The 13111-nt window shown below is 43.6% G+C and carries 9 protein-coding genes; 6 read left to right on the top strand and 3 right to left on the bottom strand.

Going from position 1 to position 13111, the window contains the following annotated elements:
- Positions 1-81 precede the first annotated feature (81 nt).
- Both infC and thrS read right to left on the bottom strand, forming a co-directional pair.
- Positions 82-645, bottom strand: a complete 564-nt coding sequence (gene infC / locus EXT47_RS08000; protein WP_017217300.1) for a translation initiation factor IF-3 — start codon at positions 643-645, stop codon at positions 82-84.
- A gap of 56 nt (positions 646-701) precedes the next feature.
- The gene (gene thrS / locus EXT47_RS07995; RefSeq protein WP_017217299.1) at positions 702-2612 is read right to left on the bottom strand and encodes a threonine--tRNA ligase; all 1911 of its coding nucleotides are present in this window, start codon (positions 2610-2612) and stop codon (positions 702-704) included.
- Between the two features lie 229 nt (positions 2613-2841).
- Between thrS and EXT47_RS07990 the strand changes: the two genes are divergently transcribed.
- The 4 genes from EXT47_RS07990 to EXT47_RS07975 all read left to right on the top strand — a co-directional run bounded on the left by EXT47_RS07990 (position 2842) and on the right by EXT47_RS07975 (position 7615).
- Positions 2842-3834, top strand: coding sequence for an endonuclease/exonuclease/phosphatase family protein (locus EXT47_RS07990; protein WP_130126250.1), 993 nt, complete (start codon positions 2842-2844; stop codon positions 3832-3834).
- A 34-nt stretch (positions 3835-3868) separates the two neighbouring features.
- Positions 3869-4315 (top strand): DUF3010 family protein, encoded by a 447-nt coding sequence (locus EXT47_RS07985; RefSeq protein WP_010604871.1) that lies wholly within the window; start codon positions 3869-3871, stop codon positions 4313-4315.
- A gap of 178 nt (positions 4316-4493) precedes the next feature.
- Positions 4494-5681 (top strand): hypothetical protein, encoded by a 1188-nt coding sequence (locus EXT47_RS07980; protein WP_130126249.1) that lies wholly within the window; start codon positions 4494-4496, stop codon positions 5679-5681.
- An 89-nt stretch (positions 5682-5770) separates the two neighbouring features.
- A complete protein-coding gene (locus tag EXT47_RS07975) occupies positions 5771-7615 on the top strand; it encodes an ABC transporter ATP-binding protein (protein WP_039495772.1) in 1845 nt (614 codons plus the stop codon).
- Here EXT47_RS07975 and EXT47_RS07970 read toward each other — a convergent pair.
- Positions 7599-8201, bottom strand: a complete 603-nt coding sequence (locus EXT47_RS07970; protein ID WP_039495771.1) for a TetR/AcrR family transcriptional regulator — start codon at positions 8199-8201, stop codon at positions 7599-7601. The two genes, EXT47_RS07975 and EXT47_RS07970, sit on opposite strands and share 17 nt — an antisense overlap.
- Positions 8202-8619: 418 nt before the next feature.
- On the opposite strand from EXT47_RS07970, the gene EXT47_RS07965 reads away from it, so the two are divergent.
- Both EXT47_RS07965 and EXT47_RS07960 read left to right on the top strand, forming a co-directional pair.
- Complete coding sequence (locus EXT47_RS07965) at positions 8620-9792, top strand: efflux RND transporter periplasmic adaptor subunit (RefSeq protein ID WP_039495769.1); 1173 nt, start codon at positions 8620-8622, stop codon at positions 9790-9792.
- Positions 9793-9796: 4 nt separating this feature from the next.
- Positions 9797-12970, top strand: a complete 3174-nt coding sequence (locus tag EXT47_RS07960; RefSeq protein WP_010604876.1) for an efflux RND transporter permease subunit — start codon at positions 9797-9799, stop codon at positions 12968-12970.
- The last annotated feature ends 141 nt before the right edge of the window (positions 12971-13111 follow it).

The following is a 13111-nucleotide window of genomic DNA, read 5'->3' as shown; positions in this document are numbered from 1 at the left end:
ATACCTTACTTTAAAACCGGATAACGCAGGTGGCGTTAGCACTTGAGACCTGCGTTAAATTCGATGCGTATTATGCCGAGATTAAGACTTTTTAGCAATAGGCGCCATCATCATTATCATCTGACGACCTTCTACTTTTTTCGGGAAAGACTCAACTGATGCGATATCTTCCAATTCAGTCTTGATACGTTCTAGTAGATCAATACCAATCTCTTGGTGCGCCATTTCACGACCACGGAAGCGAATTGTGACTTTAGCTTTGTCGCCACCCTCAAGAAACTTGCGAAGGCTACGTAGCTTGACTTGGTAATCACCAACATCTGTACCAGGACGGAATTTAACTTCCTTAACCTGAATTTGCTTTTGCTTTTTCTTTTGTTCTTTTTGGATTTTTGCTTTTTCAAAAAGGAACTTACCGTAGTCCATCACTTTACAAACCGGTGGCTCAGCATTTGGACTGATCTCAACCAGATCTAGACCTGCTTCGTCCGCCATGTTTTGTGCGTCTCTTGTTGAGACAATGCCAGCTTGCTCGCCTTCAGCGTCAATTAAGCGAACCTCTTTCGCTGTAATCTCTTCGTTAATACGATTTTTCTGAGCGTTATTTTGCCCTTTTTTGCCGCCTCTAATGGTACGTTCCTCCAAAAAATTCAAAAGTAAATGCGTGCACCAGAAAAAGTAAAGTACACGCAAGTTTATATTTATAGTCGATTTTTAATCTCTTCGCTAACTTTAACGATGAAATCATCAATCGACAATTTACCTAAATCTTCACCAGTACGGGTTCTTACTGCAACTTCTTGTTGCTCGACTTCTTTGTCACCCACCACTAGTAAATAAGGTATACGTTTTAAAGTATGCTCGCGGATTTTAAAACCAATCTTCTCATTTCTCAAGTCGGCACAAGCTCTTATTCCAAGTTTATTCAACTTTTGTACAACTTCGTGGACATAATCCGCTTGTTTATCCGTGATATTCATGATCACAACTTGTTTCGGCGCAAGCCAAGTTGGGAACTGACCAGCATATTCTTCCGTTAGAATTCCAATAAAGCGCTCTAGTGAACCCAGAATTGCGCGGTGGATCATAACTGGTGTTTTACGCTCGTTACTTTCCGCAACATAAGTTGCACCTAGACGACCTGGTAGTGCGAAGTCTAATTGCACTGTACCACATTGCCACGCACGCTCTAAACAATCATACAGCGTGAATTCGATCTTAGGACCATAAAACGCCCCTTCACCCGGCAGATATTCAAACTCGATGTTGTTAACTTTTAACGCTTCAGCCAATGCAGCTTCCGCTTTGTCCCACATTTCGTCTTCACCAATGCGCTTTTCTGGACGAGTCGAAAGTTTTACAACAATCTTTTCAAAGCCAAATGTCGAGTAAGTGTCATATACCATTTTGATACAGGCAGATACTTCATCCATGATTTGCTCTTCTGTACAGAAGATATGCGCATCATCTTGAGTAAAGCCACGAACGCGCATCAAGCCATGTAGTGCGCCTGATGGTTCATTACGGTGACAACAGCCAAACTCAGCCATACGTAATGGTAAATCACGGTATGACTTTAGACCTTGGTTAAAGATCTGCACGTGACCTGGGCAGTTCATCGGCTTAATAGCATACTCACGTTTCTCTGACTCAGTCGTGAACATCGCATCTGAGTATTTGTCCCAGTGACCTGATTTTTCCCACAAGCCACGGTCCATCATCAACGGACCTTTTACTTCTTCGTACTGATATTCGCGTAGTTTTTCACGAACAAAATCTTCAAGCTCACGATAAATGCTCCAGCCATCATTATGCCAGAATACCATGCCTGGCGCTTCTTCCTGCCAATGCCACAAGTCGAGTGCTTTACCAATTTTACGGTGATCACGCTTTTCAGCTTCTTCTAAACGCTTAAGATACGCCTTTAGCTGCTTTTTGTCAGCCCAAGCTGTACCGTAGATACGCTGTAACATCTTGTTTTCTGAGTTGCCGCGCCAGTATGCGCCCGCCACTTTCATAATCTTGAAGTGGTGACAAAACTTCATATTTGGTACGTGCGGACCACGACACATATCAACATATTCTTCGTGGTGATATAAACCTGGGCGGTCATCTTTCGCGATATTCTCGTCTAGGATTTCCATCTTATAGGTTTCACCGCGTGCCGCAAATGCATCGCGCGCTTCTTGCCAGCTCACCTTTTTCTTTACTACGTCGTAGTCGGTTTTTGCCAACTCCAACATGCGTTTTTCAATCGCTTCAAGGTCTTCTTGAGTAAGCGAATGCTCTAAGTCAACATCGTAATAGAAACCGTTGTCGATGGTAGGACCAATCGCCATCTTAGCTTCTGGGAACAATTGTTTTACAGCGTGACCAATCAAGTGCGCACACGAGTGACGAATAATCTCAAGACCGTCGTCGTCTTTTGCGGTGATGATTTCAAGCGCTGAGTCATTTTCGATGAGGTCACAAGCATCAACACGAACGCCATTTACACGGCCAGCAATCGTTGCTTTCGCAAGGCCAGGACCGATGTCTTGAGCGACTTCTAGAGTAGTGACAGGGTTTTCAAAAATACGCTGACTGCCGTCAGGGAGAGTAATAACTGGCATGATAAATCCTATTTACAGTGGTGACACCTACAATGCATCACATGTATTTAATTAATTTTAAAGTGTGCCTATCAACGCTTTTACGAATAAGCATTGTCTTGCGCGAATTATCGCGGCTCATCCGAGGACTTTCGAATAAGAATCACTATTCTCGCGTGTTACTTGGCTAAGTGCAAGCCTAGAGCTAAAATTAATCTATTAATTTACAAATACTATTTTGGGATTATTCGTGGCCAAAAAGCGTTATCGGTTTGCAACCTTTAATCTACTAAATTTTGCAGCGCCGCCTTATTCTTTTTATCAACTTCATGAGCACTATAATGAAACACAGTGGCAAACCAAAACTCAGTTTATCACGGGACTCATTCAGCATATAAACCCCGATGTCATTGTGTTTCAAGAAGTCTTCTCACCTGATAGCTTACAGATGCTGTGCGAAGACTTAGGTCTTGTTCACTTTGCCACAGTCGATGCGCCAAGTCCTCATCACGTATACCCATCGGTACTGTTTAAACCGGTAGTCGCTATCGCATCAAAACTACCATTTAAATCTTTTGCGCCGTTAGAGCCCTGCCCCGAATTACTCGAATACCTTAATAATCAACATCAGTTTAAATTCAATCGCACCCCGATAAAATGTAAGTTCGACATTCCAGGCTTTGGGTTACTCGCGTGTTATGCCGTGCACTTTAAGTCTCAACGCGTACATTCAATGGCCCACATGCTGGGAGATTCCAATCAAGATGACCCGCTACTTACATTGCTTCACGAAACCGTAGGTACGATGCAGTCGCAGATCTCACGTTCACTCGAAGCTTCCATCATTTATTACGATGCATTAAAAACACAAAGGGAGAAACAAGCTGCAACATTGGTGATGGGCGACTTCAATGATGCATTAGACAGCCCGGCATTATCTTTTATGACGCAAGCCTTTCCACCCGTCCTTGCTAGTAATGGCTTTGATAGTGTCGGGTTGTTCGACAGTTTTCTTTACGCCGACAACAACCACAAAGAAAAACCAGCCAGTCATTACTATCAAGGTGAGGGCAATGTACTTGATTACATTCTTTGTTCAAAAGAGTTCAATCCCAACCGAGAAACGCCCAGGGTGAAGTCGTTACATTACTACAGTTACGATGCTCACCTTGATCCAAAGCGTATGGACGAAGATATTTGCTATTCTGACCATGCAGCGATAGCAATAGAAATAACACTGTGAGATAATTCAATTTTTGCATAATCTGGACACGAAAATGAGAACACTTGGGGTTGAAATTTCAGGCAGCGAAGCTCTGCTTTGTATGCTAACGAAAGAAGATGATGTTTTTGATATTAGAGACATTCGTCAGCGCCGCTTTACGTTAAGTAACCAAGGGACAGAACTTGATGAAATGCGCAAGTTCCAATTCGACTTTGCAAAACTAGTAGAAGATTACGGCGTAGATTCTATCGCCATTCGTCAGCGCCCACACAAAGGTAAATTCGCAGGTAGTGCGGCTGGTTTTAAAATGGAAGCTGCAATCCAGTTAATTTCAGGCGTGGACGTGCAGTTACTTTCTGGCACTGAAGTTAAAGAGCAATTAAAAAGAAACCCAATTCCTGTTGACTATGAAGACACTGGGTTGAAAAAGTTTCAAGAGCAAGCTTTCATCAATGCCTATGTTTATATTCTTCGTAAAACATACGGCAAAGAAGAATAATCATATCAAGGGCCAGCAGTTACTTAGCTACTGGCCTTTTTATTTGCTTCCACATTTATCCCCCCTGTAAATAATTCAAATATAAAATACTTGTAAAAAATTTGCTTTTATTTGATTCAGCCCTCCGCGCTTTTATGCTATTAATATAACCGAAATAAACCGCAAGGAGTGGATTTAGGTGTTACCTCAACAATATGGAAAAGCCGTTATTTTTAGCGCATGTTCGCTGATATCCGTAACAGCATTAGCAAATTCAAGCGCTAACCCTGCTTCTTTAATCTTTGGTGTTAACTCAGATAAACGTGTGTTTGAAAACACACGGTCACTCGAAAGCCAAATTCCAGTCAAAGGGCATTTAGATAGCAGCTCAGCAAACATTCAATATGCAGCAACCTATCATTCTATCGTCGGCAATTATTTTGAAGCAGAAAAACTCACCTCTGGGGTGATCAATCCAGATATGTTGCTAAACGATTATCGGCTAGTTCCTGCGCTAGAAATCATAGAGCAAAAGGCAACTGAAACGCATATTACTATGGTAAACGAAGCGTATCATAATGCTAAACACCGAGCCCTAACGATTGCCCTATTGAAGCCTTTATATGAACAAGGCTATCGCTATCTTGCATTAGAAGCACTCACCCCGCAGGTAAGCGTTGAGCAGCAAATAAATAAACATGGCTTTACAACATACGAACATGGGATCTACACCATGGAAGCGACTTACGCTAGCTTGATATTTGAAGCCAAATCACTTGGCTACGAGATTATTAGTTACGATCACGACTCACAACAAGGTAGAGCCAAAGCCGCGGCTGAACACATAAAAGAAAAGGTATTTGATAACAATCGTGATGCAAAATTACTCGTTCACCTCGGATTTTCTCAACTAGATGAGCAAAACCAACTGGCGAGTGAACTCAAACAAACATTGACAATTAATCCACTCACCGTTGATCAGGTTCGCTTATCTGAGGTTCAATCAGTGAGTGGCAATACTCCTTTGCTGCTCGCACGAGTAGCAAGCCAATCTCAGCACTATTCTTCAGATCCGCAACGATTTGATCTTTCTGTAACTTGGCCCAAAACCACGAAAATCAATAATAGGCCAAGCTGGCTCTCTTCAACGTTTGATCTACAAAAACAGTCTCTCGGTGTATGTAAAAAAGTGTTTCCATGCTATTTAGAGCTGTCATTTTTTGTCGATGAAGGTAATAAACTCGTCCCAATCGACAAAATTACAGTAGAAAAACCACATGATCAGGTGTATTTAAAACACTATTCTACGCCACTGACTTTGAGTAGCTATGATGCTGTCACTGGTGAGCTCATTACACAAAAACTACTCAACCAAAAACAACTATAATCATTAGTGCAAATTGAGCACCAATCTGTGACTCGCGCATTTCATACTATCAAGGTAGACTAGCTTCTGAACAAATTTAGGGATCATCCATGTATCGAGTATTTGAACGCTTTACCAAACCCTTTCCCGAGCAAGAAGTTGGTCAGCCACCACAAGGTTTGTTGGCTTTCTGTCGCTTCTACACTAAAGGAATGGAATTACCCTTATTATTTATGTCGCTAAGTGCTGCGATCCTCGCAATTTTGGAAGTAACATTATTTGGCTTTATGGGTGATTTGGTTGACTGGCTCTCCACTTATACACCACAAACTCTATTTGAAGCCAAACAAGCCGAGTTAATCCGAATGTCTGTGATCACGTTAGTGGCGCTGCCACTGTTAGTCTTTTTTCACAGCGCCATTTTGCATCAGAGTTTATTGGGTAATTACCCAATGGCTATTCGCTGGCAGGCACACCGCTACTTGCTAAAGCAGTCTATGACATTCTATCAAGACGAGTTTGCAGGACGTATTGCAACTAAAGTGATGCAAACTGCCCTAGCCGTGCGCGAATCGGTCATGAAGCTACTCGATGTGCTGGTTTATATTTTAGTGTACTTCACCGCAATGCTCGCGCTTGTTGCAAGCAGTGATATACGTTTGATGATCCCGCTGGTTATTTGGCTTGGCTGCTATATCTGTTTCCAATTCTATTTTGTTCCTAAACTAAAACGCGTTTCTAGTGAGCAAGCTGACGCGCGCTCAGAAATGACGGGAAGGATAGTTGATAGCTACACCAATATTTCCACTGTAAAGCTTTTCTCTTATACCAAACGAGAAGAAGAATATGCCAAAGACAGCATGGATGTGTTTATTCAACCTGTATATAAGCAAATGCGCTTAGCAACTAGCTTAAACGTTAGTATTCAAGCCTTAAATTATCTTTTGGTATTTTCCGTTGCCGCGCTTTCAATCTACTTATGGTCATTTAATGCAATAACCGCTGGTGCAATTGCGATTACAGTAGGTTTAGCCTTACGTCTAAATGGCATGGCACAGTGGATAATGTGGGAAATTAGCGGCCTATTCGAAAATATTGGTACCGTTGCAGACGGCATGAACACACTCTCAAGACCGCTTGATATTGTTGACCAACAAACAGCGCCACAGTTAGATTTTAAAGCTGGAAAAATCGACTTTTGTAACACTACCTTCGCTTATAAGCGTAAAGATGCAGCGAGACAACATAATGTCATCGACAACTTGAACCTACATATCAAACCCGGCGAAAAAATTGGTGTGGTTGGCCGCTCAGGTGCAGGTAAATCGACTTTAGTGAACTTATTACTGAGATTCTACGATACCGACGGCGGCAGCATCGAAATTGATGGCCAAAATATTGCTAAAGTAAAGCAGGAAAGCTTACGACGTCATATCGCTATGGTGACGCAAGATACTTCTTTGCTCCATCGCAGCGTGCGTGACAATATTCTTTATGGTCGCCCTGATGCATCAGAAGAAGAATTAATAGCCGCAACAAAAGAAGCGCAGGCTTACGATTTTATCCAAGACTTAGAAGACAGTCACGGTAATACTGGCTTTTACGCACAAGTAGGTGAACGCGGTGTGAAACTATCAGGTGGCCAACGCCAACGTATCGCCATTGCCCGTGTATTACTAAAAAATGCGCCGATTTTAATTTTAGACGAAGCTACTTCAGCCTTAGATTCAGAGGTTGAGCAAGCTATCCAAGAGAGCTTAGATGCATTGATGGAAGGTAAAACCGTTATAGCAATTGCCCATAGGTTATCCACGATTGCACAAATGGACAGATTAATCGTTATGGATGAAGGTCGGATAGTAGAAGAAGGAAGCCATCAATCCTTGCTAGCTTTAGGTGGTATTTACGCCAAACTGTGGTCGCATCAAACCGGTGGATTTATTGGGGTTGAGTAACGCCATTACAAAATAGCGAGACCGCCTTTTCAACTAATATATCAAGCTCTGCTTCTGGAAGCGGAGCTTGCCATTTTATTGCGCGTTCCCAATAGCCTAGCTTTTTCAGTGCGCCCCAAAAGTACGCTGCGGCAAAGTCCGCATCAAAACTACCAAGACACCCTGAATTCGCAGCATCTTCGAACCATTGGATCATCGCGGCTTCACAATGACTAAACTTTTCATTTAAATTCTGTGCTTGCTCAAAGCTACGCATCGATTCAATCATCACAATACGCGACAAACGCATATAATCCTCGTCATTCAACAAAGTCATTGCGCTTTTCGCAAGATGTTGCAGTTGCACTGAAAAGTCATAGTTTGGGATAAATTGTATCGCAGTTATCGGCTTAATTCGCTCAATTAACAACTCAACAACGGCATCAAAGAGCTCGTCTTTGGTCGAGTAATGCTTGTATAACGTGCGCTTTGATACTTCCGCTGATTGACTGATCGACTCCATCGTCGTCGCCTGCAAGCCTTTTTGAGCGAACTCTTCTATCGCTGCACATAAAATTGACTGCTGTTTTGGTGAAAGTTGCGTCATTTACTTATTCTGTCTTTAATTAATAGTGGGAAAAGCGAGCCATTGATAGCTGCTACTCACATGGTCAGTTGTATACCAAGAATCACCTCTCTATACAGAGGTAAGCCTTCTTCGTAATAAATCAACATTCCCTTTATTTTAATCAATAAAGTCGTTAATAAAAAGTACACATGATCGTATACCTAAATTGAAGAAAAGTACACGCAACCGTTTACCTTTTATTTCTTTAAGTATACACTACCGTTTACTTGTTTAATTGTCGAACAAATAGCCTTTACTTTGGTGTGGTTAAGGTATGAAATGAAGTCACTTGACTGATTGCATCCAGTTGAGTGTGCGTTATTAAAGGCAAATTGCAAGGTAGTTCCCCGTCGAAGCCGGGGCAGCATAAAATGATAATATAGGAATTGGAGTGTTCATGTATCCAGCATCAATACGCAGTCGTGTTAAACACCTATCTTTTTTAATGCTCACGTTAGGCACTTTGTCAGCGTGTTCAGAAGCACCACAGCAAGGGGGCCATGCAATGCCACCTGCGCAAGTGAGTGTACAACAAGTTACTACTCAATCAGTGCCTTTCGATATCGAACTTCCGGCCACTCTCGCGGGTGATAAAGAAGTCGAAATTCGTTCTCGAGTGTCTGGGATCATCGAATCTCGCAACTTTGAGGAAGGTCAGTTTGTAAAAGCTGGTCATTCATTATTCACCATCGAGCTTAAACCTTTTGAATTAGCGGTAGAAAAAGCGCAGGCAGCACTTCAGGCAGCTAAAGCAAACGTTGATCAAACTAAGCGCGAGAGCGAAAGGCTTGAGCGTTTGAAGAACGAGCGTTCAGTATCAAAGCGCGACTTTGATAACTCAGTATCTGCTTACGATATTGCAGTTGCGAATTTAGAATCTGCAAAAGTCGCGTTGAGTGAAGCTAAGCTGGACCTTGAATATGCCAAAGTTGAAGCACCAGTTTCTGGTATTGTGGGTCGTGAGCTGATGTCAGAAGGCAGCTATGTTTCCGGTCCGAGTGTACTATTAACTGAACTTACCGACATCAGCACCATTCGTGCTCGCTTTGGCTTTTCAGAGCGTGAGCAGCTTACAATGCGCCAAGATGTAGAAAATGGCTCATTGTCATTACCGGAAAACAATGAATTTGATACTACGATTATTCTGCAAGATGGTTCACTGTACGGACAAGCCGGTAAAGTAAACTTTAGCGACGTCCGGGTAAACCGCTTTACGGGTACCAGTGAGTTACAAGCTCGTATTCCTAATGAAAATGGCGAGTTAAGACCGGGGCAGTTTGTGCGAGTTAAGCTCTCTGGTGCGGTACGCAATAATGCCGTTGTACTTCCACAAAGAGCGGTACTAGACAATGGTACGGGGAAATTTGTCTACATTGCTACCAAAAATGAACAAGGTGCAACCGTAGCCCTACCTGCGCCGGTCAAAGTTGGTGAATGGGTCAAGCTCAATAATGAGAATATGTGGGTTATTCGCGAAGGCTTAAAAGAAGGTCAACCTGTCATCGTTGAAGGTATGGCGAGGATCTTCTTCCCTGGTATGCCAGTGTCTGTGAGCGAGCAAGGGGAATAATCTGATGTTCTCCAAATATTTCATAAACAGGCCTATTTTTGCCTTTGTTATCTCTATCGTGATAGTGCTTGCCGGGCTTGCTGCAATGCGCAGTTTGCCTGTTGCACAGTATCCCGAAATTGCACCACCTCAAGTTGAGGTACGTGCGGTATACCCTGGTGCATCAGCAGATGTATTAGAACAAACTGTTGCAACCCCTATCGAAAACGCGATTACCGGTGTTGAAGGCATGATGTACATGACATCAACCAGTACGAACTCTGGCGTAACGACGATCGCAGTTACTTTTGAGATTGGAACGGATGTTGATCAAGCTGCCGTAGATGTAAATAACCGGGTGAAGCAAGTAGAAGCTCGTCTCCCTGAAGAAACTAGACGCCAAGGCGTGGTGGTTCAAAAGACATCTTCTAACTTCTTACAAGTACACGCATTCTATTCGCCAGATGGTACTCGAGAAAGTCTCTGGACATCTAACTACGTCACCATGAATATCCTTGACCGCGTCAAACGCATTCCTGGTACGACTAACGTGCAGATTTTCGGTGCTAAAGACTATGCCATGCGTATTTGGTTGCGCCCGGATATTATGAGTCAACTGCAAGTCACAGCTGACGATATTGCGGGTGCAATTAGAGAGCAAAACTCTCAGTATGCAGCGGGTAGTATTGGTGCAACACCGACATCTCAAGACGCGCAATCACTCGTTTATAGTGTCACCGCGAAAGGACGTTTATCGACGGCTGAAGAGTTCGAAAATATCATCGTTCGTGCAAACCCTGATGGCTCAACACTGCGCCTTAAGGATGTTGCTCGCGTAGAGCTTGGTTCTAAAGACTATAACTTCCAAGGTACTATTAACGGTAAAGAAGCGGTATTACTCGGTGTATTCTTACAACCGGGCGCGAATGCGCTTGACGTGGCTAAAGCAGTAGAGGCTGAAATTGAACAGATCAAACCTCAGTTCCCTACAGGTCTCGCTCACGTTAACTCTTACGACACCACACGCTTTGTAGAAGTCTCAATTCGAGAAGTGTTAAAAACGCTTGGTGAAGCAATGATCTTGGTATTCTTAGTGGTTTACCTGTTCTTGCAAAACTGGCGTGCAACGCTAATTCCAACGCTTGCAGTTCCGGTCTCGTTACTTGGTACATTTGCAGGTCTCTATATGCTCGGTTACTCGATTAACACGCTTACGCTGTTCGGCATGGTGTTATCGATTGGTATCGTGGTAGATGACGCCATCGTAGTACTTGAGAATGTCGAGCGGATTATGCATGAGCAAGGCTTGCAGGCTAGAGAAGCAGCGGTTAAAGCGATGCAAGAAGTAAGCGGCCCCGTAGTCGCGATTGTATTGGTATTGTGTTCGGTGTTTGTACCTATCGCTTTCCTGGGTGGGTTAACAGGCGAACTATTCCGCCAATTTGCGATCACAATCTCCATCTCTGTAAGTTTATCCGGTGTGGTTGCACTGACAATGACGCCTGCACTTTGTGTATTGCTGCTTAAGCACGAGCACAAACAAGATGCCAAGTTTTTCTTGTGGTTCAATGACTGGTTCCATCGTGTAACCGGACGCTATGTTGGCGCGGTTAGCTTTATGGTTCGCCGTGGTTTTGTAGGCCTAACATTGATGGTAGCGATGATTGGTGCAACGGTATTCCTGTGGCAAAAAACACCAAGCTCTTTGGTACCAGACGAAGACCAAGGTTACTACATGATAGCGGTGTTTTTGCCTGACGGCTCTTCATTAGAGCGCACCGCTAAAGTGGCCGATGAAGTGATAGCTGCTGCAAAGTCTAACCCAGCTAACGAAAACGTCGTGGCGTTTACGGGGATGGACTTCATCGGTGGTGGCTTCAAAAACAGCGCGGCGACTATGTTCGTGACACAAACACATTGGGATGAACGCGATGTGTCAGCGAAGGAACTTGTTGGTGAGCTATTTATGAAAACCGCGCATATTAACGAAGCATTAGTGCTAGCGTTTAACCCACCGCCAATTTTCGGCTTGGGTACAACAGGCGGATTTGAAGTCTTCTTGCAAAATAAAGGCGGCTCTGATCCCGCTAAATTGAAGCAAGGCATGCAGATGATCATGGCCGAGGCGCAGAAGAGCCCTATCCTTACAGGCATTCAAACGCTATGGCGTCCTGATGCACCGCAGCTAAAGGTGCATATGGATCGTGAACAAGCGCGTGCCATGGGGGTTAATATCAATTCTGCGTTTAACGCACTTGCAGCCAATTTAGGTAATTACTACGTCAACGACTTCAATAAGTTTGGTCGTGCATGGCAGGTGATTATGTCCGCTGAAGCCGAGTTTAGAATGACACCGGAAGATGTAGGCCGCATTTATGTGAAAAACAATCGTGGCGAAATGGTACCAATTTCTGCATTTACGGATGTTGAGTATAGCCGCGGTCCGGAAACCATGAATCGTTACAATAACTTATCTGCAGTTAAGTTAATGGGCGAAGCAGCACCTGGTTACAGCTCAGGTCAAGCTATCGCGGAGTTTGAGCGTATCGCCAACAAAGTACTACCACCAGATATGACTTACGAGTGGACGGGTTCCGCGTTCCAAGAAAAGCAAAACTCTGGCACAACTGGTATTGCACTCGGTATGGCCGTGATCATGGTATTTTTGATCCTCGCAGCACTTTATGAGCGCTGGTCATTGCCATTCTCGGTTATGTTAGCGCTACCATTTGGTACTTTCGGTGCACTGGTCTCAATCTGGATTGCTGGGCTAACCAACGACGTTTACTTCCAAATCGGTTTGGTTACCCTACTTGGCCTTGCAAGTAAAAATGCCATTCTTATTGTCGAGTACGCGCTAATGAAATATCAAGAAGGATGGAGTCCAGCAACCGCAGCCCTTGAAGCGGCAAGACTGCGTTTTAGACCTATTATCATGACTTCACTTGCTTTCATACTTGGCGTAGTTCCGCTGGTTATGAGTTCTGGAGCTGGCGCAGGAGCAAGACACAGTGTGGGTACTGGCGTAATGGGTGGTATGCTCTCGGCTACCTTCCTTGCAGTATTCTTCTTGCCCCTGTTCTTTTACTGGCTAATGGCAAGACGGATGTCAGAGAAGCGTTCTAAGCAAGAACTTTCAGATGAAATCGCGAAGCATCATAAAGATGAGCATGTCGATACAGATGAAGGATTAGCTTAATAACATCCCTTAAGTTAAACCACAAAACGCCTGAATTTTCAGGCGTTTTTTATATGTCTGATAAAGCTACTACTACCTTGCCATTACACACTTTATCACTAGCCATTAGTCGTAATTTCATGCTTTTCGTCCAATCGCACT

The organism is Pseudoalteromonas sp. CO342X (assembly GCF_004208915.1).
Lineage (GTDB): Bacteria > Pseudomonadota > Gammaproteobacteria > Enterobacterales > Alteromonadaceae > Pseudoalteromonas > Pseudoalteromonas maricaloris.
Note: the sequence above shows the minus strand (reverse complement) of the source record. Positions and strands in the feature narration are given on the sequence as shown.

Coding starts and splice junctions, on each gene's coding strand:
- EXT47_RS07985 (WP_010604871.1), top strand. CDS start 3,869: ATGAGAACACTTGGGGTTGAAATTTCAGGCAGCGAAGCTCTGCTTTGT.
- EXT47_RS07965 (WP_039495769.1), top strand. CDS start 8,620: ATGTATCCAGCATCAATACGCAGTCGTGTTAAACACCTATCTTTTTTA.
- EXT47_RS07960 (WP_010604876.1), top strand. CDS start 9,797: ATGTTCTCCAAATATTTCATAAACAGGCCTATTTTTGCCTTTGTTATC.
- EXT47_RS07975 (WP_039495772.1), top strand. CDS start 5,771: ATGTATCGAGTATTTGAACGCTTTACCAAACCCTTTCCCGAGCAAGAA.
- thrS (WP_017217299.1), bottom strand. CDS start 2,612: ATGCCAGTTATTACTCTCCCTGACGGCAGTCAGCGTATTTTTGAAAAC.
- EXT47_RS07970 (WP_039495771.1), bottom strand. CDS start 8,201: ATGACGCAACTTTCACCAAAACAGCAGTCAATTTTATGTGCAGCGATA.